Consider the following 22,280-nt stretch of genomic DNA (forward strand, 5'->3'; position numbering starts at 1 on the left):
TGAGTCGGGCCTGGTTTTGGAATCCCGGCCGCCTCAGCGGGACACCGCGGCCTCCTCCTCCGGCTTTCGGACCCGGAACCAGGCGGCGTACATCGCGGGCAGGGCCAGCAGTGTGAGCACGGTGGCCACGATCAGCCCGCCCATGATGGCCACGGCCATCGGGCCCCAGAACACGCTGCGCGACAGCGGGATCATCGCCAGCACGGCAGCGGCGGCCGTCAGCACGATCGGCCGCATGCGCCGGACGGCGGATTCGATGATCGCGGTGCGCGGCTCCACGCCCTTGGCGCGGTCGAGCTCGATCTGGTCGATCAGGATCACCGAGTTCCGCTGGATCATGCCCATGAGCGCAATCACGCCGAGCAACGCGACGAAGCCGAACGGCCGGTTGAGCAGCAGCAGTGCCGCCGCCACTCCGGCGATGCCCAGCGGACCGGTCAGGAACACCAGCACCGAGCGGCTGAAGCTGTGCAGCTGCAGCATCAGCAGCGTGAACACGATGAACAGCATGATGGGCACGCCCGCGACAATCGAGGCAGAGCCCTTGCTGCTCTCCTCCACCGCACCCGCCACTTCGATGCGCACGCCGAGATCGCCCTGCTCCTTCCACTTCGTCTCGAGTGCACGCAGTTGCGGCAGCAGTTCGTTGGTGACGGTCGCACCCTGCAGGCCCTCGACGATGTCGCCCTGGACGGTGATGGCATAGTCGCGATTCCAGCGCCACATCACGCCGGGCTCCCAGGTGAACACGGGCCTGGCGATCTGCGTGAGCGGAATCGACTTGCCGCTGGCCGTGGGCAGGTAGGCGTTGGCGATGTCGGAGATCGCCTCGCGCTCGTCGGGCGACTGCCGCAGCACGATCTCGATGAGCTTGTCGTTCTCGCGGTACTGCCCGATCGTCGTGCCGGTGAACATCGTGCGGGAGGCCTGCGCGATGGACTGGCTGGTCACGCCGAGGGCGCGTGCCTTGGCCTGATCGACCTCGAGGCGGATCACCTTCACCGACTCATTCCAGTTGTCGTTCACGCCGATCATGTTGCTGTTCGCGCGCATGATGTCCTTGACCTCGTCCGCCCGCTTGCGCAGGTGATCCGGATCGCTGCCCACCACGCGGAACTGCACCGGATACGGCACCGGCGGACCGTTGGGCAGCAGCTTCACGCGCCCGCGCACCTCGGGGAACTCCTCGGCCATGAGCTTGGGCAGGCGCAGGCGGATCTGCTCGCGCTGCTTCAGGTCCTTGGCCAGCACGATGTATTGCGACACGTTGGTCTGCGGGAAGACCTGATCGAGCGGCAGATAGAAACGCGGCGTGCCCGAGCCCACCCACGTCGCGACGCTGGCCACGCCGTCCTGCTCCATCAGGCGTTTCTCGAGCCGCTTGGTGACCTCTTCATTCGCCGCGAACGCCGTGCCTTCGGGGAACCAGATGTCCACCATGATCTCGGGACGGCTCGAGTCCGGGAAGAACTGCTGCTGCACCTTGCCCATGCCTATGATGCCGAGCGTGAAGATGGCAACGGTGGCGATGATGGTCAGCCAGCGGTGATCCACGCACCAGCCCACCACGCGGCGGAATTGCGTGTAGAACGCCGAGTCGAACAGCTCGTGGGGTGGCGCATCGGGATCGTGCGGCTTCACCTTGAGCAGCAGCGTGCCCAGGTACGGCACGAAATACACGGACACCAGCCACGACAGCACAAGCGCGATCACGGTCACCGCGAAGATCGCGAAGGTGTACTCGCCGGTCACGGACTTGGCGATGCCGATCGGCAGGAAGCCCGCCGCGGTGATCAGCGTGCCGGTCAGCATGGGCTTGGCGGTCACGTCGTAGGCGAAGGTCGCGGCACGCACCTTGTCGTAGCCCTCTTCCATTTTTCGCACCATCATCTCGACGGCGATGATGGCGTCATCCACCAGCAGGCCGAGCGCGATGATGAGCGAGCCCAGCGATACCTTGTGCAGGCCGATGCCGAAGTAGTGCATCGCCAGGAACGTGACGGCCAGCACCAGGGGGATGGTGATGGCCACCACCAGCCCCGGACGGTAGTCGATGTACCAGCCGAAACGGCCGCCCTTGTGCAGCCCGAGTGAAATGAAGCTCACCGCCAGCACGATGACCACCGCCTCGATGAGCACCTTCACGAATTCGTTCACCGAGTCGGACACCGACGAGGGCTGGTCCTGCACCTGCGCCAGCTTCACGCCGGCCGGCAGGGTCGCCTGGATCCTTCCGGTGGACTCGCGCAGCGCCTTGCCGAGCGCGATGATGTCGCCGCCCTTGGTCATCGAGATGCCGAGGCCGATGACATCCCGCCCGTCGAAGCGCATCTTCACCGACGCGGGGTCGACGTAGCCGCGATGCACCTCGGCAATGTCGCCAAGCCGCAGCTGATGGCCGTTGCCTCCACGGATCGGCATGGCGCTCAGTTGCTCCACGCTGCTGAACTGGCCACCCACGCGCACCTGCACCATGTCCTGCTGCGTATTGACTGCGCCCGCGCTTTCCACGGCATTCTGCGCACCGAGCTGCTGCAGCACGCTGTTGAAATCCAGTCCCATCTGCGCAAGGCGCTTCTGCGAGACCTCGACCCAGACCCTCTCGTCCTGAACGCCGAACTGCTCGACCTTGGCCACATCCTTCACGCGCAGCAGCTTCTGGCGCACGTCGTCCGCAAAGTCCTTGAGCTCCGCATAGCTGTAGCCGTCGCCGGAAAGCGCGTAGATCACGCCATACACGTCGCCGAAGTCGTCATTGAAGAACGGGCCCTGGATGTTGCCCGGCAGCGTGTAGCGCATGTCGCCGATCTTCTTGCGCACCGTGTACCAGACGTTGGCGACCTCCTGCGGCTTGGAGGAGTCCTTGATCTCGAAGATGATCTGCGACTCGCCCGGCTTGGAATAGCTGCGGATCTTGTCCGCATAGGGCACTTCCTGCAGCGTCCGCTCGAGCTTGTCGGTGACCTGTTCGGCCACCTGCTGCGCGGTGGCACCCGGCCAGTAGGTACGCACCACCATGGCGCGGAAGGTGAACGGCGGGTCTTCGTCCTGACCCAGCTGGAAGTACGCGGCGAAGCCGAGCAGCATCAGCACCACCATCAGGTAGCGCGTGAGCGCCGAATGGTCGAGCGCCCATTTCGACAGGTTGAAGTGCGCCTTGGGCTGCTCGGGCGATGATTGCGGGGACGGGGTTTCGGTGGACATGGGCAGGCCGTTCCTCAGTTGCCGCTGGCGGCCGTTGCGGGCGCGGCGGCGGCTGGGGTCGCCGCGTCCTGCTTGCTGCCCTTGGGCTGGTACACCGTAACCTTCTGCCCTGGCGACAGCACGTGGACGCCGGTGGCCACGATCTGCATGCCGGGCTGGATGCCCCCGGCGATCACCGCCTGGTTACCGTCCGCCGTGGCGACCTGCACGGCCTGCGAGCGCACCGTGCCCGAGGCCGCGTCGTAGATCCAGACCGCCGTCTGCCCACCCTCCTGCCGCAGCGCCGTGGTCGGCACCGTCAATGCCACAACGCCTTCGCGGCCGAGCGCGCTGGGCTCGACGTAGACCGTGGCGCCGAGCGGCGGCACCTGTGCCCCCTCGATCGCCACCTTGACCAGGAAGGTGCGCGTGACCGGATCGGCACTTGCCGCGACCTCGCGCACCGTCCCCTTGAGGTTCGCACCCTCGGCCCATGGGCGAATCGCCACGGGCTGGCCCGCGCGGACCTGCGCCACCTTATCTTCGGGCACCGAGAACACCGCATCCCGGGCGCCGTCCTGGGCGATACGCACCACGGACGCTCCCGCGGCCACGACCTGGCCGGGCTCCGCGTCGATGCCCGTGATCACTCCCGACACATCGGCCACAAGGCGCGTGTAGCTCGCCTGGTTGCCCTGCGATGCCAACTGCGCGCTCGCCTGGTCAAGCGAGGCCTGTGCGGCCTTCAGCGATGCCTCGCGGCGCTCGAGCTCCGCGCCGCTGATGAAGCTCTGCTCCTTCAGCTTGCTGTAGCGCTGGAAGTCCGCCGCTGCCAGGTCACGCTGGGTCTTGGCGGCATTCACCTGCGCCTGCGCGGCCTGCGCCGAGAGCTGGTAGTCGCGCGCATCCAGCTGCGCCAGCAGTTGGCCGGCCTTCACCTTCTGGCCCAGCTCGGCCTGGCGCTCGACGATCTTTCCCGGGACGCGGAAGCCAAGGCGTGATTCCACCCGTGCCCGCACCTCCGCCGAATATTCCAGCTGCGCATGCAGCGGCGCGGCCCCCACGGTCATCAGCTTGACCGAGCGGATCGGCTCGGGCTCGGGCTCCTTGCGCGAGCAGCCCACGACGGCCACGCTGAACGACAGCGTCAGCGCCAGCGGAAGCGCGCGCGCCCAAGAAAACGCCCCGTTGCGGGGCGTTGCATCGATTCCTCGGCCTGATTCGCCTGCAGGCTCATCCGGATTGCACATGCTCATGGCGGCATCCATTCAATATTAATGACTGACTGGTTAGTAATCTATGGGAGGTGCCCGTGCTTTGTCAAGCGCGACAATAGCGATGTGAACCCATCCCAGCCCCCATCCGTCCAGCCGTCCTCTTCGAAATCCCCCGAGGCCGGGCTCCACCCGACGCCCCTGCAGGCCGCGCCGGTCACGCATTACGAGAACTTTCCCGTGGCCTCCTGGCTGTGCCCGCCGCACCTGCGCGAGCCCATCGCCGCGATCTACGGCTTTGCGCGCACCGCGGACGACCTCGCCGACGAGGGCGATGCCACGCCCGCGCAGCGCCTTCAGGATCTGGCCGACTATCGGACGGAACTGCAGCGCGTCGCCGGCGGCGCGGCCCCGGCCTCCCGCTGGGTGCAGGTGTTCGCGCCGCTGCAGGTGCAGATCCAGAGGCACGCCCTGCCCGTGCGCCTGCTGGACGATCTGCTGGATGCGTTCATGCAGGACATCGTCTTTACACGCGACGCCCGCACCTATGCCACGCACGAGGAACTGCTCGACTACAGCCGCCGCTCCGCCAACCCGGTGGGGCGCCTGCTGCTGCATCTCTATGGGGTGAATGACGACCGCTCGCTCGCGCAAAGCGATGCGATCTGTTCCGCGCTGCAGCTCATCAACTTCTGGCAGGACCTGAGTGTCGACCTGCCCCGCGGCCGCCACTACCTGAGCGATGCGGAGTGCCTGCGGTTCGGGGTCGCGCGCGACGCGATCGCGACACAGCGGCGCACGGCACAGTCCGATGCGCTCGTGATGCACTGCGCAGCCGAGGCACGCGCACTGATGCTGTCCGGCGCACCGCTGGTCCGCACGCTCAAGGGCCGCGCCGGCTGGGAGCTAAGGCTCGTGGTGCAGGGCGGCCTGCGCATTCTCGACAAGGTGGAGGCGCTGCAGGGGGCCAGCCTGGTCACTCGTCCGCGGATCCAGGTGACCGATGCCCCCCTGATGCTCTGGCGCGCGCTCTGGATGTGAGCCCGCAGGCAGCCCGGGCGAATCCGCTTCCTCAGTCGGCGAACAGCTCGACCAGCCGATCGAGGCCGCCCCGCTCGATCACCACATCGGCCTGCCCGCACACCACGGGCTTCGCATGAAATGCCACGGAAAGCCCGGCGGCGCCCAGCATCTGCAGATCATTCGCGCCGTCGCCCACCGCAATGGACTGTCCGGGCGGCACGCCCATCCGCGCGCAGGCATCCAGCAGGCGCTGCCGCTTGCCCGCGGCACCCACGAAGGACTGTCCGGGCTGCGTGAGGATGCGCCCGGTGAAGACACCCGCCTCGATCTCCAGCACGTTGGCGTGGATCTCGTCGAGCCCCAGGCGTCCGATCAGGGCGTCGGCGAAGAGCGTGAAGCCGCCCGATATCAGCACGCAGCGCAGTCCATGGCTCCGGCAGGTCGCGATCAGTTCGGAGGCACCGGGCGTGAGCGGCATGTGTTCGTCGCGCACCTTGTGCAGCAGCGTCTCGGGGACCCCGCCCAGCAGCGCCAGCCGCGCACGCAGGTTCTGCTCGAAGTCCACATGCGGGCCCGCCATGGCGGCGTGCGTCATGGCTTCGATCTCCGCCTTGCGGCCGGCGAGTTCGGCCAGTTCGTCCACGGTCTCCGACGCAATCAGCGTGGAATCCATGTCGAAGGCGATCAGGCGGAAATCCTGCCAGCGCAGCGGCAGCGCAGCACGCCTTGTGAACAGCCCGCTCGCCCACTCCCTCAATTCTCGATCCCTCATGTCGCTCCTTCCTTTTGCGCCGCGGATGCCACCAGCCAATCCGCGAACCGCCGCGCGGCGGGTGCTGCCGCGTTCTCGGTCTGGTAGAGCGCATACACCCCCGCGCCCGTGAGGCGTGGCTGCGCGAACAGGGGCTGCAGGCGCTGGCCCTGGATGTCCTCCTCCACCATGCACTGCGGCACGAGTGCGATGCCCAGGTCGTTCATCGCGGCCTGCACACACAGGAAGTGGTGATCGAACACCGGCCCCGGCAACTGCGACGGCACCTCGAGCCCCGCCGCGCCGAACCAGTGCGGCCAATCGTCCATGCACCCTGCCACCTGCAGAAGCGGATGCCCCAGGCAGTCCATGGGCCTCCGCAGCCCATGGCGGCGAATGAAACGCGGCGAGGCCACCGGCAGCAGGAAATCATCCATCACCCGCACACAGGCATGCGCGGGGCGCTGCAATGGGAACCGCAGAATCACCACGTCGCTGGATGCATCCGCCTGTTCGATGAAGCGGCGGTTCACGGTGGTGAGCTGCACGTCCACTCCGGGCTCCCAGTCCTGGAATTCCGCCAGGCGCGGAATCAGCCATTTCATGGCAAGCGACGGCGTGGTGCACACCCGCAGAATGCGCGGCGCACTGGGCGACTTCACCGTCTGCGTGGCGGTCGATATGCGGTCGAGGCAGGCCTGCACCTCCAGGAAATACTCGCGCGCATGGGGCAGCAGCACCACGCCGCGTGCCTCGCGGGCGAACAGAGGCCTGTCCAGGTATTCCTCCAGCAACTTGATCTGCTGGCTGACCGCGCTGTGGGTGATGCTGAGCTCATCGGCGGCCGCGGTGAAGTTGGCAAGCCGCGCAGCCGCCTCGAATGCACGAAGCGTCTTCAATGGCGGCAGCGTGCGCTTGGCCATGGATCAGCGCGCCGGGCCGGCTGCAGCCCGCAGCACGCGGGCACCGGCAGAAACAGCAGTCTCGCGAAGCGGAATGTTCACCTTCAACATGGCCAGGACGACAGACTGCGGGTTTTCCCTTTGGTTATGGAGTGCATGAACGGGTTCATGACAGATTCGTGACAGCGGAACATCTTAGTGGAGCAAGCCATAAGAAAAACTAACCGCAGCCACTAAAAAAAACCGCTGGCCCGCGAACCCCGCTGCTTCCTATCATCGATTCGCGGGACCGATCCCGTGACCAGCGTCCTTGCATATGGCATCCATCACTATCGACGGCATCGTCAAACAGTTCGGCGGCAACACCGTTCTGCAGAATCTCTCATTGCACATCCCCGATGGCGCGTTCTACACGCTGCTCGGGCCCAGCGGCTGCGGCAAGACCACCCTGCTGCGCTGCATCGCCGGCTTCTACGAGCCCGATGCCGGCAGGCTGCTGTTCGACAAGGACGACGTGACGCGCGTGTCCACCCATCATCGCGACATCGGCATGGTGTTCCAGGACTATGCGCTGTTTCCCGACAAGACGGCCTTCGACAACGTGGCTTATGGACTGCGTGCGCGCAGGGTGGCCAAACCCGAGATCTCGCGCCGCGTGACCGAAGCCCTGGACAAGGTGGGGCTCGGCGCCCTGGCCGACCGCTACCCTGCCCAGATGAGCGGCGGCCAGCGCCAGCGCGTGGCCCTGGCCCGGGCCCTGGTGATCCGCCCGCGCGTGTTGCTGATGGACGAGCCGCTGTCCAACCTCGACGCCAAGATGCGCCTGCAGATGCGCGACGTGATTCTCGATCTCGTGCGGGAGGCCGGCATCACCACCGTGTTCGTCACGCACGACCAGGAAGAGGCGCTCGCCATGTCCGACCGCATTGCCATCATGGACCGCGGCCGCATCGCGCAGCTGGGCACGCCCGAGGAGCTCTACGGCACGCCCGTCAACGCCTACGTGGCCGACTTCATCGGTTCCGCCAACGTGCTTCAGGTGAAGACCTCGGCATCCTCCGAGGGCGCGCCACATGTGCGCTACGAACTGGCGGGCCACACGCTCAACGGCGTGGCGGACGCGGCCGATGCGGCGGCTCCGGCAGGCGCCGGCGTGCTGATCGCCCGGCCCGAGGACCTTTCGCTGATGGCGCCCGCGCCGCATGTCCCCAACGCCGTTCTCGGCCAGGTGCTGCGGCGCCAGTACCTCGGCTTCAAGACCGCCTACCGCATCCAGCTGGATTCGGGCCCTGAAATACGGGTCGAGCTGCATGCGGGCAACACCGTGGCCGATTTCCACCAGGGTGACCGGGTACAGGTGCTGGTGCCTGCCGACTGCCGCGTGGTGGCGGCCTGAATCGCGGAGCGCGCATCATGAAAATCAAATGGTGGCCCTGGGGTTTCCTGACACTCGTCTGCCTGGTCCTGCTCGGGTTCTTCGTGCTCTACCCGCTCGGCGTTCTGTTCAGCAACAGTGTGCTGAACGATGAGGGCGGCTTCTCGCTGCAGGCCTTTGCATCGCTGCTGGACGACGCCGACTACGTGAAGGCGTTCTGGAACACACTGATCCTGGGCTTCAGCGTCACGCTGTGCACCGTGCTGGTCGGCGTGCCGTTCGCGTACATGGTGGCGCGCTACGAGTTCCCGCTCAAGAACCTGGTCGCCGTGCTTCCGGTGCTGACCATCGTGATTCCCGAAATCATCGTCGGCCAGTCATGGCTGCTGGTGCTGGGCAACAACGGCATCCTCACCAACCTGTTTGCAGACCACGGCATCGAGCTGCCCTCGTTCTATGGCTGGACGGGCATGATCTTCTCGATGACGCTGGTGTACTACACCTACATCTACCTGGGCGTGCTCGCGGCACTGCGCGGCTTTGACGGGTCGCTCGAGGAGGCGGGCCTGAGCCTGGGCACCTCGCCGCTGGTCACCAAGTGGCGTGTCCTGGTGCCGGTGATGCTGCCCGCCGTGCTGGTGAACGCCCTCGTCGTCTTCACGCTGGTGGTCGGCAACTTCGCGCTCTCGATGCTGCTGGGCAGCCGCGTTCCGCTGCTCTCGGTGATGACCTACAACACCTTCGTGAGCGAGATGGGCGGAAGCCCCGCACTGCAGAGTGCCATGTCGGTGGTATCCATCGGCATCGTGGCGATCGTGCTGTTTGTGCAAAAGCGCGTGGTGGAACGCAAGATCTACACCATGACGCAAGGCCGGGCACCTGCGCCCGAGCGCGTGCGCTCATGGAAATCGGCGCTGTTCACCGGCTCGGTGGGCGTGATCATCCTGGCCTCCCTGCTGCCGCTCATCGTGGTGTTCATCGCCGCTTTCACCGCGACCAGCGGGCCGGTGATGCGCTGGGGCAGTTGGTCGCTCGACAGCCTCACGCGCGCCATCCGCCATGCGCCCGAGCCCATCCTGAACTCGCTTCAGTACTCGTCCATTGCCACGGTCGTGGGCGTTGCATTCGCCGTGCTGGTGAGCTACCTCACCATCAAGAAGCGCAATGCGGCGACGCAGCTGCTCGACTACATCGTCGTGCTGCCGCTCACCATTTCCGGCACGGTGCTGGGCATTGCGCTGGTGCAGACCTTCAACTCCGGCTGGCTGGTGCTGGCGGGCACATCCGGAATCATGGTGCTGGCCTACGCGGTGCGCCGGCTGCCCTTCGCGGTGCGCAACGCGACCTCTACGCTGTTCAACATTCCAGAGTCCATCGAGGAGGCCTCGATCAGCCTGGGCGTCTCGCCGCTGATGACGTTCTTCAAGGTGGTTCTGCCTGCGATGAAGGCTTCGCTGATCTCCGCCGCCATCCTGATGTGGGTGACGACCATCTCCGAGCTGTCTGCCTCGGTCGTCGTCTACAGCGGCGGCCTGGAGACCATGCCGATCGCGATCTTCCGGCAGGTCGATGGAGGCCGCCTGGGCCTGGCATCCGCCTACGGCGCCGCACTGGTGACGGTGATCCTGGTGCCGATCTTCGTGTCGATCAAGGTGTTCCGCATCAACTTGTTTTCGAGCAAGTAGACAACGTTTTTCACACTCACCATCTTTCAACCACAGGAGCGAGACCCCGTCATGAAAATCAAGTCAAGAATCAAAGTCCTCTTGCAATCCACGCTCGCGGCCGTCGGCCTGGTCGCCACCATGGCCCATGCACAGACCGTGGTGCTGTACTCGTCCAACAACACCGAAACGATCGAGACCGCTCTCGACGTGGTGAAAAAGACCGCGCCGAGCCTCAAGGTGCAGCAGGTCACGGGCGGCACGGGATCGCTGATGAAGCGCATCCAGGCCGAATCGAAGAACCCGCGCGGCGATGTGCTGTGGAGCGGTGGCTTCGGCACGCTGGGCGCCTACAAGGACCTGCTGCAGCCCTACAAGGCTCCCGGCATCGAGGCGATTCCTGCCGAGTTCCGTGGCCCGGACGACCTGTGGATCGGCACCAACGTGCATGTGATGGTCATGATGGTCAACGAGCGCCAGCTCAAGGGCCTGGCGGCCCCCAAGACCTGGTCCGACCTGATGAAGCCCGAGTGGAAGGGCAAGTTCGCCATCACGGACCCCAGCAAGAGCGCAACCGCCTATATGCTGGTGTACGGCCTGCTCAAGCAGTTCGGCAAGGACGGGCTCGAGAAGATCGCGGCCAATGCGGTCGTGACCTCGTCATCCGGCACCACCTACAAGGGCGTTGCCGCGGGCGAGTATCCCGTGGGCCTGACCATCGAATACGCCGCGCAGGAATACGTGGCCGGCGGCCAGAAGGAGATCAAGCTGGTCTACCCCAGCGAAGGCAGCTACCTGGCACCCGAGGGCATGTTCCTCGTGAAGGGCGCGAAGAACATGGACGCCGCCAAGACCCTGTACAACGCCTTGATGAGCAAGGAGGTGCAGGAAGCCGAACTCGTGAAGAACTTCCGCCGCCCGACACGCACCGACATCCAGGTCTCCAAGCTCACCAGCCTGCCCGACCTGAAATCGATCAAGATCTTCCCGCTGAATCAGGACACCGCTTCCGCGGAGTACGAACAGCTGGTGGCGCTGTGGAACATTGCCGTGAGCAAGGCGCGCTGACCCCCTCCCCAGCACACGCATGCATCCGCCAGGGCGGCCGGACTTCGGTTCAGGCCGCCTTTTTCATGCCTTCGGCGCGCGAGGCCGCTTCCAGCACCTGCGCCAGCACGAAAGGAACCTGCACCGCCGCCGCGCTGCGCACGCGCCGGGTGGCGGCCTTGCGCTCGTCGAGCCTCTGCAGCAACTGCTCCACGGCAGGCGCGAGGCGGCGATAGTTCGGCAGCACCAGCCCCAGTCCGTTGTCGCTTACCCATTCCGTGCAGTAGCGCTCCTGCGGCATCGTCCAGGCGTTGCGCACGACGATGGGAGGCAGCCCCATCTGCACCGCCTCGCTCAGGCTGCCACTGCCCGGCTTGCCGATGAAGAAATCCGCCAGCTGCATGTAGCGCGCCATTTCACGCGTGTAGTCGAGCACCAGCGTGGGGGCCTCGCGCGGCAGCGCCCGCAGTTCGCCAGCCAGTCCGGCATTGCGGCCGCAGGCAAGGATGAGCTGCGTGCCGCTGAGCTGGCGCGCAATGGAGAGCATCGCTCTTGAACCCTCGGAGCCGAACAGCACCAGTCCCGTGGGCCGTCCCGGATCCAGCCCGAGCGCCTGCTGCTGCGCGCATCGATCCGCGATCGGCGGCTGGTGGAATGCATCGCCGAGCAGCATGCCCGAGACGCCCCAGACCCTGTGCGGCGCCATGCCGGCAAGGCGCGCCTGTGCCTGCGCAAAGGGCGAGCCGCACACCAGGACCTGCTGCGTGCGCGGCTCCGCCCAGAAGCGCGGCGGGCAGTCGGCCAGATCGGTCATCACCGTGACGAACGGCCGGCCGGGCAGCGCCACAGCCAGGGCATCGGCCATCGCACGGTTGAAATTGGGAATCAGCGATACCACCATCGCGGGTTGTGCAAGCCGCCCGTGGCTCCAGTACCGCGTGAGCGACTGCACCAGGGAGCGATGACCCCACCGGATCATCTGCTGCAGCACGCGCAGCTCCTGCGCCAGCCCCAGCGTCCATCCACGCGCGAGGCGCTTGTTGTAGACGTCCTCGGGCTCCATGCCCGTCCATTGGCGGAACCGCGCACGGGGATCGAGCACATCGAACAGATGCGTGCGCCGGACCTTCCAGCCCAGCCCCGCGCGCTCGATCGCCGATTCAAGCGCCAGGGACGAGGCCCGGTGCCCGCCGCCCGCATTGAAGTAGATGAGCTCCACCAGCGGCGCATCGCCGTTGCCGAACGCTCCCGAGGTTTCACACCGCTGAAACGCTGCCTGCTTCATGCGCTTCCTTCGCTGCTGCCTTGTCCGGCGTCCCGGAGCGGCGGGCCGCCTTCATCTCGTCGGCCCACTGGATGATCTCCAGCGTCCCGTCCGCATGCTCGGCCAGGGCCGTGAGGCTTTCCACCCAGTCGCCATCGTTGGCATACAGGATGCCGTCGATGTCGCGCATCTCGGCATGGTGGATATGCCCGCACACGACGCCCTGCAGTCCGCGCTTTCCGGCCTCGCGCGCCACGGCATTCTCGAAATCGCCCACGTAGTTCACCGCGCGCTTGACCTTGAGCTTGAGGTATTTCGAGAGCGACCAGTAGGGCAGCCCCATGCGCGCCCGCAGGGAATTCAGATGGCGGTTCAGCTTGAGCGTGAACTCATAGAGCGAGTCGCCCACGTAGGCCAGCCACTTCGCGCACTGGATCACGCCATCGAACAGGTCGCCATGGATCACCCAGAGCTTGCGTCCGTCCGCGGTCTCGTGGATCCAGTCCTCGGCCACATGCACTCCGCCAAAATCCAGTTGCAGGTAGCGCCGCGCGAACTCGTCGTGATTACCTGGTATGAAGATCACCCGCGTGCCCTTGCGCGCCTTGCGCAGCAGCTTCTGCACGACGTCGTTGTGCGCCTGCGGCCAGTACCACTGGCGCCGCAGCTGCCAGCCGTCGATGATGTCGCCCACGAGGAACAGGGTCTCGCATTCGGTGTGCCGCAGGAAATCCAGCAGCGCCCTGGCCTGGCACCCGGGTGTTCCCAGGTGCAGGTCGGAAATCCACAGGGTCCGGAACCGCCGTGGAGGCCGCGAGGCGTCGAGCATGTCATCCACCACATCGGGTGGAACGGCCGACGAGGATTTCCAGGCGTTCAGCAGAGCGTCATCGCGTTTCATGACACCGCATGGTGGGCACGCGGGGAGACAGGCGTGTGACGCCGGCATGGCAATTCGATGACAGGCAGCGGCATGCTTCGCCTCTCTGCACCACGGAGAAAACAGCCCCCGCCCGCGCCCCGGCCCCGGAGCCATGGGACAATCCCCTCCCATATGAATCCGGAACAGTACGTCCAACAAAAAGCCGCCAGCTCGGGCAGCAGTTTTTATTACGCCTTCCTGTTCCTGCCCGCCCCCGGCGCGCCGCCATCACCGCGTTCTACGCGTTCTGCCGTGAAGTGGACGATGTGGTCGACGAAGTGTCCGACCCCGGCGTGGCCCGCACCAAGCTGGCCTGGTGGCAGGCGGAGGTGACACAGGCATTCGCCGGCAAGCCCAACCATCCGGTGATGCAGGCGATGATGCCGCACGTGCCCGTGTACGGGCTCGAGGAACAGCAATTCCAGGCCATCATCCAGGGCTGCCAGATGGATCTGGAGCAGACCCGCTATCTCGACTTTCCGGGCCTTGCCCGCTACTGCCACCTGGTGGCTGGCGTCGTGGGCGAGGTGTCCGCGAAGATCTTCGGCCAGACCGATTCCGCCACCACCGGCTTCGCGCACAAGCTGGGGCTGGCATTCCAGCTCACCAACATCATTCGCGACGTCGGCGAGGACGCGATGATGGGGCGCATCTACCTGCCGGTGTCCGAGCTGCAGCAGTTCGATGTGAAGGCGCATGAGATCCTCAACCGCAAGTATTCCGACAACTTCACCCGGCTGATGCGGTTCCAGGCCGAACGCGCGCACGCGCTCTACGACGAGGCGCTGTCCATGCTGCCCGCCGCCGACCGGCGCACGCAGAAGCCGGGGCTGATGATGGCCAGCATCTACCGCACGCTGCTGCGCGAGATCGAGGCCGAGAATTTCCAGGTGCTGCACCAGCGCATCAGCCTGACGCCGCTGCGCAAGTTCTGGCTGGCCTGGAAGATGCAGGCACTGGGCCGCATGTGAGCCGCCCCATCCGCAGCAGCAACGCATGAGTTCCCGCGAGACAAGCAGAGTGGCCGTCATCGGCGCGGGCTGGGCCGGCATGGCCGCCGCGCTGGGCGCGGCGCGCGCAGGCCACAACGTCACCGTGCTGGAGACCGCCCGCACGCTCGGTGGACGGGCCCGTGCGGTGCATGCCGTCGATCGCGACGGCAGCGCACTCACACTCGACAACGGCCAGCACATCCTCATCGGCGCCTACGGCGAATGCCTGCGCCTGATGCGCGAGGTGGGCGTGGACATCGAACGCGCCATGCTGCGCATGCCCCTGTCGCTGCGCTATCCCGACGGATCGGGGCTGGCGCTGCCTGACTGTGCGCCGCCATGGGATGCCCTGGCCGGAATCGCCCGGGCACGCGGCTGGACCGTCGGCGAGCGCATCGCGCTGCTCGCGCGTGCAACCCGCTGGCAGTGGAGCGGCTTTCGCTGCCCTGAGTCCGCCAGCGTGAGCGACATCTGCGCGGGACTGCCGCGCAAGCTGATGGACGAGTTCATCGACCCGCTGTGTGTTTCCGCGCTCAACACCCCGGCCGCACAATCGAGCGCCCGCGTGTTTCTTCGCGTCATCAAGGACAGCCTGTTCAGCGGCCGCGGCGGCTCCAACATGCTGCTGCCACGCGCCGACCTGAGCGAACTGTTTCCCATGCCGGCCGCGCGCTGGCTGGAGCAGCGCGGGCATCGTGTCGAGACCGGCAGACGCGTGCAGGTGCTGCAGCGCGCTCCCGTGGGCTGGCTGGTGGACGGAGAGCCTTTCGATGCGGTCGTGCTCGCCACGTCCTCCACCGAAGCAGCGCGGCTGGTGTCGGCGGCGGCATCGGCAGCGACATGGGGCGACTCCGCGCAGGACGCCATGCCGGCCTCGGAACAAAGCGCCCTGCGGGATTGGGCGCGCACCGCGCAGGCGCTGGAGTTTTCCGCCATTGCCACGGTGTACGCGCGCACCCCGGATGGCGGGCCCGCACGGCTTGATGCCCCGATGCTGGCGCTGCGGCCCGATGCGCGACAGCCCGCGCAATTCGTGTTCGACCGCGAGCAGCTCGGGGGGCCGGCCGGCCTGCTGGCCTTTGTCGTGAGTGCGTTCGAAGGCGAGCGGGACGATCTTGCCGGCCAGGTGCTGTCGCAGGCCGCGCGGCAACTGGGCCTGGCGGGCCTGCAGCACGTACAGACCGTGGTCGAAAAACGCGCCACCTTCCGCTGCACGCCCGCACTCCTGCGTCCCGCCATGCAGATCACTCCGTCGCTGCAGGCCTGCGGCGACTATGTGGATGGCCCCTACCCGGCCACGCTGGAAGGCGCCGTGCTGCACGGGACGGCAGCGGCGCAACGGCTCCCCTCCCCGCCCGGCGCCATGCCGCTCGCGTCACCCCGTCAGTGAGTACGGGCTGCCGCCACAGCCGTCTCGCGCGGCAGTACGTCGGCCAGCTTGATGACCTCCATTCCGGTGTTGTGCCAGAAGCGCTCCAGCGCCTCGGTCCGCTCGATCAGCAGCGCCTGCACCAATGGCTGCAGCGGCGTCCTGACCGGGTCGGCCACCAGCAGGTAGCGCGCATCCACGTCCTCGCGCGCACCGGGTGCCGCCTCGTTCACCTGCACGATCCAGTCCAGCCCCGTGAGGGTCTCCAGGATGGGTTCGAGCTGCAGCCCGTCCACGCGCATTGCCTGTGCGAGCTCGGCGGCCGTGAGCCCGTGCCGCTCGGTGGACTGTGCGGCCTTCAGGTGCTGCAGCAGCTCGATCCCCAGCAGGAAGCTCCAGCCCCCGGTATCGGGACGGCGCGCCACGCCGGCGATCAGGCTGGGCATGTACGCCGCGACGACGGCTCCCAGCAGCACGATGACCCATGCCACATAGATCCACAGCAGCAGGATGGGCACCGTGGCGAAGGTTCCATAGAGCACGGAATAGGTCGGCACGGACGCCAGGTACATCGCCAGCACGCGCTTGGCCACCTCGATGCCGGCCGACACGAAGACACCCCCTGCCCACGCATAGCGCCAGGGAACCTGCACGTTGGGCACATAGCGGTACAGCCCCGCCATTCCGCCCGCCAGCAGGATGAACTCGATCGAGTCCAGAAAGAAGCGCGTGGCATGCGGCAGCGCCACACCCAGGCTGCGTGACGCCGTCGAGGCCACCCAGGCGGTGAGCGTGAGACTGATGGCCAGCACCAGCGGCCCCAGCGTGATCGCTGCCCAGTAGATCAGCACCCGCTGGCCGAGCGGGCGCAGCCTGCGCACGCGCCAGATGTTGTTGAGCGTGCGGTCGATGGTGAGGATCAGCGTGAGGGCCGTGATCATCAGGATGGACAGGCCCACCGTTCCGAGCTCGCTCGCCTTCGCGGCAAATTGCGTCAGGTAGTCGAGCACCGGGCGAGAGATGGTTTCGGGAATCAGGCTCTCGACCAGCCAGCGCTGCAGCAGCGACTGCATCTTGCCGAAGATAGGGAACGCGGAGAACACGGCCAGCGCGACGGTCACGAACGGAACCAGTGCCAGCAACGTGGTGAAGGTGAGGCTGGCGGCGGTCAGGCCGAGGCGGTCTTCCGCATAGCGCTCGCGCAGCGTGTGCGCGGTGGTGCGCCACGGAAATCGGGACAGACCTTCCATCCAGGACTCCAGGCGCGAGCCAAGTTGCTGAAGGGACAAGGTCATGATGGATATGATGGATGGATTGATTTCATGCAGATCATCGCCGCCCTCGCCTCGCCATGGTGCGAAGCGAAGCACCGGCCCGCGCCCCGCCAGGGGTGACTCGTGGCCGTGGCGGCGGCAGATGCATCATCTTATCGAACCCGATCCACGCCGCAATGAACGTTTCCTCCCAAGCAGACCGAGCCTCCGGCGCAGACGCACAACCCCCATCGCCCGCCGCCGTCCATGGCGATGTAGCCGCCACGCGCTGGCTGGCCGTGGGCAGCCTGCTCGGGCTCATCGCCCTCAGCCTGGCCTGGGAACTGTGGCTCGCGCCGCTGCGCCCGGGCGGTTCGTGGCTTGCACTCAAGGCCTTGCCGCTGTGCATTCCGCTGGCCGGGCTGCTCAAGCGCCGGATGTACACCTACCGCTGGGTCAGCCTGGTGGTGTGGCTCTATTTCACCGAGGGCGTGGTGCGCGCCTGGAGCGACAGGCCGCCGGGCCAGTGGCTGGCGATGATCGAGATCGCGCTGTGCCTGCTGCTGTTCACCGCCTGCGCACTGCATGTTCGCCTGCGCCAGCGAGCAGCCCTTGCGACCGTTGCAGCCCGCACCACAGGCTCCGCCCCCCGCTGAAGACCGAATGGTCGACAACCACACACTTCTTCTTCGAGTACCGCCATGTCCACACCTGTCCTTCTTGAACGCCTGCGCCAGATCGTCGGCGCCAACCATGTACTGACGGAGGGCGACCTGATCGCCTGGGAACAGGACTGGCGCCGCCGCGTGCGGGGCAAGGCGCTTGCGGTGGTGCGTCCGGGCTCCACCCAGGAGGTTGCCGACGTGGTGCGCACATGTGCGCAGGAGCGCGTCGCCATCGTTCCGCAGGGCGGCAACACGGGCCTGTCCGTGGGCTCGACCCCTGACGAAAGCGGCTCGCAGGTCGTGCTCAGCCTCACGCGCATGAACACGGTGCGCCACGTCGATCACGACAACCTCACGATGACCGTCGATGCAGGCTGCATCCTCCAGAGCCTGCAGGACACCGCGGACCGCGAGGGTTTCCTGTTTCCGCTGTCCCTGGCGGCCGAGGGCAGTTGCACCATCGGCGGCAACCTCGGCACCAACGCCGGCGGCACGCAGGTCGTGCGGTATGGCAATACGCGCGAACTCTGCCTGGGTCTCGAGGTGGTGACGGCGCAGGGCGAGATCTGGGACGGGCTCAAGGGCCTGCGCAAGGACAACACCGGCTACGACCTGCGCGATCTGTTCATCGGCAGCGAGGGCACGCTGGGCGTGATCACCGGCGCAACGATGAAGCTCTATCCCCGGCCCGCCGCGCAGCTCACGGCCTGGGCCGCCGTACCATCGATGCAGGCCGCCGTGCGGCTCCTGGGCATGGCACACCGGCAGCTCGGCGCGGGCCTCACCGGCTTCGAAGTGATGGGCCAGTTCGCCCTGAGCTTCGTCACGCGCCACATGCCGCAGCTGCGCATTCCCTTCGCGGAGATGGAAGGGGCCTCGTACTGCGTGCTGCTGGAGAACTCCGACAGCGAGTCCGAGCAGCATGCGCGCGAACGTTTCGAAAGCCTGCTGGAACTCGCGCTGGAAGACGGCTGCGTGCTTGATGCCGTCGTGGCAGAGAGCATCGCGCAGGCGAACGAGCTCTGGCATGTGCGCGAGAGCATTCCGCTCGCGCAGGCCGAGGAAGGCCCGAACATCAAGCACGATATCTCCGTGGCGGCATCGCGCATACCCGACTTCGTTGCGTATGCCGACGCCCTGCTGCAGCGCGAGCTTCCGGGCGTGCGCATCGTGAATTTCGGCCACCTGGGTGACGGCAATCTGCACTACAACGTGCAGGCCCCGAGCGAAGGTGATCCGAAGGCCTTCATGCGCGAGCATGAGGACCGGGTGAACCACCTCGTCTACGAGGCGGTCGCCCGCTTCGGCGGCTCGTTCTCGGCCGAACATGGCGTGGGTGCGCTCAAGGTGGACAAGCTGCAGAAATACCAGTCGCCCGTAGCGCTGTCGATGATGCAGGCCATCAAGTCGGCGCTGGACCCTCTCGGCATCATGAACCCCGGACGGGTGCTGCCCGCCGCCCGGAACTGAGCCAGGCGGACGTCACGCACCGGGGTCACTTGCGGCCGGCGGGCGGAGTGGCGTTGCCGATCATGGTCTTCACCGATTCGGGCCAGGCGATCTCGCCCTCGCGCAGGTCGGTGTAGACCGTCTGCGTGCCCGAGCGCATCAGCCACACGCGCAGCGCATTGCGCGCGGGGTCGATCACCACGGCGGCCGCATCCGTTCCGCCCTGGTGCTGGCGATTCCCCGTGACCATCCACACATCGCCTTCCTTGGTGAGCGGCCCCGAGGTCTGGAGATTCTTCAACAGAGCCCCATACCGGCTGTCCAGCAGGCGCTTCAGGCGCTCCGCGAGCACGCCCTGCTCGAGATACTTCGCTCCATCATGGGGATACGTGCCGATCAGGCTTTCGAGCGACTTGAGCTCGGGGGCTCCCGGCTGGGCAGCATAGGGCCTGCGGAACTCATTGCCTTTCACCGACGTGATCGGGGCAGGCGGCGGAGCAACCGCCGTTGCAGCAGGGGCAGGGGCGCTCGCAGGGGCCGGCTCCGCAGGACTGAGCGGACCGATCGCATCGCCATTGGGATCCGGAGCGGACGCCGATGCAGGCGCCCTTGGAGCCTCGGGCGACGTCCTGGAATCACAGCCGCCGAGGCCCAGGGCCACGGCGGTCACCGCGCACACGGCGGCACCGTATTTCCAGCATGCATCATTGAGCTTCAGGGTCACAGGGCTTCCTTTTCTTTCATCAACTGGAATGCCATTGTCCCGTCGCCACCTCGCTGCCGGGGCGGATCGCGAACCTATCTCCGTCCCCAATTGTTTCCAATCGCAATGCGTCGAAAAGGTGCTTCCCACCCTCTCCCGCAGGACTTGCGGGACCGTGGCACACTAGGGTCTGTCAACCCGTCGGTCTCCCCTCTCGAAGGTCGGAGCCCGCAGCATTCAGGCCCCTCCCATGAGTTCGAACCTTTCCCCGCGCCCCGTGCGCTCCCAGTACGAAGATTTCCTGCGACACGTCTTTGATACGGGCGTGGCCAAGACGGACCGTACGGGCACGGGGACGCGCAGCGTATTCGGCCACCAGATGCGCTTCGATCTGTCGGAAGGCTTTCCGCTGGTCACGACGAAGAAGGTGCATCTCAAGTCCATCATCCTGGAACTGCTCTGGTTCCTGCGCGGCGACAGCAACGTGAAATGGCTGCAGGAGCGCGGCTGCACCATCTGGGACGAATGGGCCCGCGAAGATGGCGACCTCGGCCCGGTCTACGGCGTGCAGTGGCGCAGCTGGCCCACGCCGGACGGCGGACACATCGACCAGATCGCGGAAGTCGTCAAGCAGCTCAAGACCAACCCGGACAGCCGCCGCATCATCGTGAGCGCATGGAACGTCGCCGATCTCTCGAAGATGGCGCTCATGCCCTGCCACGCGTTCTTCCAGTTCTACGTGGCCGATGGCAAGCTGAGCTGCCAGCTGTACCAGCGCAGCGCCGACATCTTCCTCGGCGTGCCGTTCAACATCGCCAGCTATGCGCTGCTCACGCACATGCTCGCGCAGCAATGCGACCTGGAGGTAGGCGACTTCGTCTGGACCGGCGGCGACTGCCACATCTACAACAACCACTTCGAGCAGGTGCAGACGCAACTGGCCCGTACGCCGTTCGCCTATCCGACGCTGAACATCAAGCGCCGCCCCGACTCGATCTTCGATTACGAATACGAAGATTTCGAGGTGATTGGTTACGAACATCATCCCGCCATCAAGGCACCGGTGGCTGTTTGAGACTATGTTGGAGCCTTTGACATGAGTTCTTCACAAGGGGACAGTGCCATGCAAATCAACCTGATCTATGCACGCGCCGAGAACGGCATCATCGGCAAGGGCGGCGTCATGCCCTGGCACCTTCCCGAAGACCTCGCCCATTTCAAGGAGCTGACCCACGGCCGCCCGGTCATCATGGGCCGCAAGACCTGGGACTCGCTGCCGGAACGTTTCCGCCCGCTGCCGGGCCGCATCAACATCGTCGTCACCCGCCAGGAGGTCTGGCAGGACGAAGGGGCCAAGCCCGCCACGAGCCTGCAGGACGCCCTGGACATCGCGGCACAGACTGCCGACACCGTCTGGATCATGGGCGGCGCGCAGATCTACGAGCAGGCCCTGCCGCTGGCACAGCGCGTGGAGGTCACGCAGATCCACCAGGTCTTCGAGGGCGACGTGTACGCCCCCACGCTCGGCCCCGAATGGCAGGAGACGGCGCGCACCGACCACGTGGGCGCCAATGGGCTTCCGTTCAGCTTTGTCACCTACGAACGCAAGGCGTGAGCCGGGCCTGACCCGGGTCCGATGAAATGGGTCGCCAGCTGGGTAGCTAGCCGGATTTTCACCCGGATCGCCCCCTCGGAATGCCGCATACACATTGAGTTTTGAACGAAAAATGAAAATTGCCACCTGGAACGTCAACTCCCTCTCCGTACGCCTGCCGCAGGTTCTCGAGTGGCTGCAGGCCAACCCGGTCGATGTGCTCGGACTGCAGGAACTCAAGCTCACCGAGGACAAGTTTCCGCACGATGCCTTCGAGGCAGCGGGCTACCAGAGCGTCTGCTTTGGCCAGAAGACCTACAACGGAGTCGCGCTCATCACGCGCAAGCCCGCGGACGAGGTAGTGCGCAACATTCCCGGCCACGATGACGAGCAGGCCCGCGTGATCGCAGGCACGGTGGACACCGATGCAGGCCCCCTGCGTGTGATCAACTGCTATTTCGTCAATGGACAGGCGCCCGGAACCGACAAGTTCGCCTACAAGATGAAGTGGCTCACGGCCCTCGAGAACTGGGTGCGGTCGGAGCTGCAGAAGCATGAGCGCCTGATCGTCATGGGAGATTTCAACGTGGCCCCCGAGGATCGCGACTCGTACGACCCGGTCGGCCTGAAGGACACAATCCACCACACCGTGGAAGAGCGCGCGCATTTCCAAGGCATGCTGGATCTCGGCCTCACCGACACCTTCCGCATGTTCGAGCAGGCGGAGAAAAGCTATTCGTGGTGGGACTATCGCATGCTCGGATTCCAGAAGAACCGCGGCCTGCGCATCGACCATATCCTCGTGAGCAACGCGCTCAAGGGCAGTGTCTCGGCCTGCGCGATCGATCGCGTACCGCGCAAGAACAAGCAGCCCAGCGACCACACTCCGGTCGTCCTGACGCTGGGCTGA

General features: G+C 66.1%; 18 protein-coding genes and 1 pseudogene. 11 read left to right on the forward strand and 8 right to left on the reverse strand.

Annotated features, from left to right (window positions below):
* Positions 1–33: 33 nt before the first annotated feature.
* Positions 34–3,204 carry an efflux RND transporter permease subunit gene (locus H9K76_RS16400; protein WP_187596411.1) on the reverse strand — a complete coding sequence of 1,057 codons (3,171 nt, stop codon included), beginning with the start codon at positions 3,202–3,204 and terminating at the stop codon, positions 34–36.
* A 14-nt stretch (positions 3,205–3,218) separates the two neighbouring features.
* A complete protein-coding gene (locus H9K76_RS16405) occupies positions 3,219–4,439 on the reverse strand; it encodes an efflux RND transporter periplasmic adaptor subunit (RefSeq protein ID WP_187596412.1) in 1,221 nt (406 codons plus the stop codon).
* Positions 4,440–4,523: 84 nt separating this feature from the next.
* On the opposite strand from H9K76_RS16405, the gene hpnC reads away from it, so the two are divergent.
* On the forward strand, positions 4,524–5,438 hold the full coding sequence (hpnC, locus tag H9K76_RS16410; RefSeq protein ID WP_425489609.1) for a squalene synthase HpnC: 915 nt from the start codon (positions 4,524–4,526) through the stop codon (positions 5,436–5,438).
* 31 nt (positions 5,439–5,469) lie between these two features.
* Here the strand turns inward: hpnC and serB are convergent, their stop codons facing one another.
* Together serB and H9K76_RS16420 are read right to left on the reverse strand one after the other, a co-directional pair.
* Positions 5,470–6,192, reverse strand: a complete 723-nt coding sequence (serB, locus tag H9K76_RS16415; protein WP_187596414.1) for a phosphoserine phosphatase SerB — start codon at positions 6,190–6,192, stop codon at positions 5,470–5,472.
* Positions 6,189–7,094: a LysR substrate-binding domain-containing protein gene (locus tag H9K76_RS16420; RefSeq protein ID WP_187596415.1), complete on the reverse strand. Its 906-nt coding sequence runs from the start codon at positions 7,092–7,094 to the stop codon at positions 6,189–6,191. Before H9K76_RS16420 ends, serB begins: the two co-directional genes overlap by 4 nt.
* 295 nt (positions 7,095–7,389) lie before the next feature.
* On the opposite strand from H9K76_RS16420, the gene H9K76_RS16425 reads away from it, so the two are divergent.
* Genes H9K76_RS16425 through H9K76_RS16435 form a run of 3 tightly spaced genes read left to right on the forward strand, consistent with a single transcriptional unit; the run spans position 7,390 to position 11,180 of the window.
* Positions 7,390–8,469 carry an ABC transporter ATP-binding protein gene (locus H9K76_RS16425; RefSeq protein ID WP_187596416.1) on the forward strand — a complete coding sequence of 360 codons (1,080 nt, stop codon included), beginning with the start codon at positions 7,390–7,392 and terminating at the stop codon, positions 8,467–8,469.
* A 17-nt stretch (positions 8,470–8,486) separates the two neighbouring features.
* Positions 8,487–10,133 carry an ABC transporter permease gene (locus H9K76_RS16430; protein WP_187596417.1) on the forward strand — a complete coding sequence of 549 codons (1,647 nt, stop codon included), beginning with the start codon at positions 8,487–8,489 and terminating at the stop codon, positions 10,131–10,133.
* A 51-nt stretch (positions 10,134–10,184) separates the two neighbouring features.
* On the forward strand, positions 10,185–11,180 hold the full coding sequence (locus H9K76_RS16435) for an ABC transporter substrate-binding protein (RefSeq protein ID WP_187596418.1): 996 nt from the start codon (positions 10,185–10,187) through the stop codon (positions 11,178–11,180).
* Between the two features lie 49 nt (positions 11,181–11,229).
* Here the strand turns inward: H9K76_RS16435 and H9K76_RS16440 are convergent, their stop codons facing one another.
* Complete coding sequence (locus H9K76_RS16440) at positions 11,230–12,444, reverse strand: glycosyltransferase (protein ID WP_187596419.1); 1,215 nt, start codon at positions 12,442–12,444, stop codon at positions 11,230–11,232.
* A complete protein-coding gene (locus H9K76_RS16445) occupies positions 12,416–13,324 on the reverse strand; it encodes a UDP-2,3-diacylglucosamine diphosphatase (protein ID WP_187596420.1) in 909 nt (302 codons plus the stop codon). Before H9K76_RS16445 ends, H9K76_RS16440 begins: the two co-directional genes overlap by 29 nt.
* A 153-nt stretch (positions 13,325–13,477) precedes the next feature.
* Here H9K76_RS16445 and hpnD point away from each other — a divergent pair.
* Together hpnD and hpnE are read left to right on the forward strand one after the other, a co-directional pair.
* Positions 13,478–14,316 (forward strand): annotated as a pseudogene (hpnD, locus tag H9K76_RS16450) (presqualene diphosphate synthase HpnD).
* 25 nt (positions 14,317–14,341) lie between these two features.
* Positions 14,342–15,727 carry a hydroxysqualene dehydroxylase HpnE gene (gene hpnE / locus H9K76_RS16455; RefSeq protein ID WP_187596421.1) on the forward strand — a complete coding sequence of 462 codons (1,386 nt, stop codon included), beginning with the start codon at positions 14,342–14,344 and terminating at the stop codon, positions 15,725–15,727.
* On the opposite strand, the gene H9K76_RS16460 is transcribed toward hpnE, so the two are convergent.
* Positions 15,721–17,001, reverse strand: coding sequence for a YihY family inner membrane protein (locus H9K76_RS16460; RefSeq protein WP_187596422.1), 1,281 nt, complete (start codon positions 16,999–17,001; stop codon positions 15,721–15,723). The two genes, hpnE and H9K76_RS16460, sit on opposite strands and share 7 nt — an antisense overlap.
* 155 nt (positions 17,002–17,156) lie before the next feature.
* Here H9K76_RS16460 and H9K76_RS16465 point away from each other — a divergent pair, with 155 nt between their 5' ends.
* Both H9K76_RS16465 and H9K76_RS16470 read left to right on the forward strand, forming a co-directional pair.
* On the forward strand, positions 17,157–17,615 hold the full coding sequence (locus H9K76_RS16465; RefSeq protein ID WP_187596423.1) for a DUF2069 domain-containing protein: 459 nt from the start codon (positions 17,157–17,159) through the stop codon (positions 17,613–17,615).
* Between the two features lie 45 nt (positions 17,616–17,660).
* The gene (locus tag H9K76_RS16470) at positions 17,661–19,094 is read left to right on the forward strand and encodes an FAD-binding oxidoreductase (protein WP_187596424.1); all 1,434 of its coding nucleotides are present in this window, start codon (positions 17,661–17,663) and stop codon (positions 19,092–19,094) included.
* A 25-nt stretch (positions 19,095–19,119) separates the two neighbouring features.
* Here H9K76_RS16470 and H9K76_RS16475 read toward each other — a convergent pair whose 3' ends face one another.
* Positions 19,120–19,797 (reverse strand): hypothetical protein, encoded by a 678-nt coding sequence (locus H9K76_RS16475; protein WP_223196255.1) that lies wholly within the window; start codon positions 19,795–19,797, stop codon positions 19,120–19,122.
* 229 nt (positions 19,798–20,026) lie between these two features.
* On the opposite strand from H9K76_RS16475, the gene H9K76_RS16480 reads away from it, so the two are divergent.
* The 3 genes from H9K76_RS16480 to xth all read left to right on the forward strand — a co-directional run bounded on the left by H9K76_RS16480 (position 20,027) and on the right by xth (position 22,280).
* On the forward strand, positions 20,027–20,851 hold the full coding sequence (locus H9K76_RS16480; RefSeq protein WP_187596425.1) for a thymidylate synthase: 825 nt from the start codon (positions 20,027–20,029) through the stop codon (positions 20,849–20,851).
* A 48-nt stretch (positions 20,852–20,899) separates the two neighbouring features.
* The gene (locus H9K76_RS16485) at positions 20,900–21,391 is read left to right on the forward strand and encodes a dihydrofolate reductase (RefSeq protein ID WP_187600684.1); all 492 of its coding nucleotides are present in this window, start codon (positions 20,900–20,902) and stop codon (positions 21,389–21,391) included.
* Between the two features lie 112 nt (positions 21,392–21,503).
* Positions 21,504–22,280, forward strand: a complete 777-nt coding sequence (xth, locus tag H9K76_RS16490) for an exodeoxyribonuclease III (protein WP_187596426.1) — start codon at positions 21,504–21,506, stop codon at positions 22,278–22,280.

This window comes from Diaphorobacter ruginosibacter, from assembly GCF_014395975.1.
In the GTDB taxonomy this organism is placed as follows: Bacteria; Pseudomonadota; Gammaproteobacteria; order Burkholderiales; family Burkholderiaceae_C; genus Diaphorobacter_A; species Diaphorobacter_A ruginosibacter.

Coding starts and splice junctions, on each gene's coding strand:
- serB (WP_187596414.1), bottom strand. CDS start 6,192: ATGAGGGATCGAGAATTGAGGGAGTGGGCGAGCGGGCTGTTCACAAGG.
- H9K76_RS16470 (WP_187596424.1), top strand. CDS start 17,661: ATGTCCACACCTGTCCTTCTTGAACGCCTGCGCCAGATCGTCGGCGCC.
- hpnE (WP_187596421.1), top strand. CDS start 14,342: ATGAGTTCCCGCGAGACAAGCAGAGTGGCCGTCATCGGCGCGGGCTGG.
- H9K76_RS16430 (WP_187596417.1), top strand. CDS start 8,487: ATGAAAATCAAATGGTGGCCCTGGGGTTTCCTGACACTCGTCTGCCTG.
- H9K76_RS16460 (WP_187596422.1), bottom strand. CDS start 17,001: ATGACCTTGTCCCTTCAGCAACTTGGCTCGCGCCTGGAGTCCTGGATG.
- H9K76_RS16485 (WP_187600684.1), top strand. CDS start 20,900: ATGCAAATCAACCTGATCTATGCACGCGCCGAGAACGGCATCATCGGC.
- H9K76_RS16480 (WP_187596425.1), top strand. CDS start 20,027: ATGAGTTCGAACCTTTCCCCGCGCCCCGTGCGCTCCCAGTACGAAGAT.
- H9K76_RS16465 (WP_187596423.1), top strand. CDS start 17,157: ATGAACGTTTCCTCCCAAGCAGACCGAGCCTCCGGCGCAGACGCACAA.
- H9K76_RS16435 (WP_187596418.1), top strand. CDS start 10,185: ATGAAAATCAAGTCAAGAATCAAAGTCCTCTTGCAATCCACGCTCGCG.
- H9K76_RS16400 (WP_187596411.1), bottom strand. CDS start 3,204: ATGTCCACCGAAACCCCGTCCCCGCAATCATCGCCCGAGCAGCCCAAG.
- H9K76_RS16405 (WP_187596412.1), bottom strand. CDS start 4,439: ATGAGCATGTGCAATCCGGATGAGCCTGCAGGCGAATCAGGCCGAGGA.
- H9K76_RS16420 (WP_187596415.1), bottom strand. CDS start 7,094: ATGGCCAAGCGCACGCTGCCGCCATTGAAGACGCTTCGTGCATTCGAG.
- H9K76_RS16425 (WP_187596416.1), top strand. CDS start 7,390: ATGGCATCCATCACTATCGACGGCATCGTCAAACAGTTCGGCGGCAAC.
- xth (WP_187596426.1), top strand. CDS start 21,504: ATGAAAATTGCCACCTGGAACGTCAACTCCCTCTCCGTACGCCTGCCG.
- H9K76_RS16445 (WP_187596420.1), bottom strand. CDS start 13,324: ATGAAACGCGATGACGCTCTGCTGAACGCCTGGAAATCCTCGTCGGCC.
- H9K76_RS16440 (WP_187596419.1), bottom strand. CDS start 12,444: ATGAAGCAGGCAGCGTTTCAGCGGTGTGAAACCTCGGGAGCGTTCGGC.